This is a genomic window from Mesorhizobium sp. M2E.F.Ca.ET.209.01.1.1 (assembly GCF_004010375.2).
Lineage (GTDB): Bacteria > Pseudomonadota > Alphaproteobacteria > Rhizobiales > Rhizobiaceae > Mesorhizobium.
Window position 1 is genome coordinate 1 of sequence record NZ_SADP02001237.1, and the last position, 287, is coordinate 287.

1 protein-coding gene is annotated in these 287 nt (G+C 58.9%); it reads left to right on the forward strand.

The annotated features are described in order from the left end of the window. The coding region (locus EN852_RS39885) for a division plane positioning ATPase MipZ (RefSeq protein WP_246694604.1) at positions 1-287 on the forward strand (287 nt) is incomplete at both ends.

Genomic DNA, 287 nt, shown 5'->3' on the forward strand with positions numbered 1-287 from the left:
CCCTGCCTGTGCCGCACCATTTTCATGTGTCGCCTGTCGGACGGGCAGAAGCCGCAGATGTCAACAGCGTTCTGGTAAGAGAGCTCAAGGAGGGTCTCGCCTCAATCGCGGCCAGCCACGATTTTGTTGTCATCGACACGCCCGGCGCGAACACAGTCCTCAGTCGAGTGGCCCACCGCATGGCAGACACGCTGATTTCACCGATGAACGATTCGTTCCTCGATTTCGACGTGCTTGCCAGGGTCGACCCGCTCTCCCATGAGATCCTGGGATACTCACAATACGCC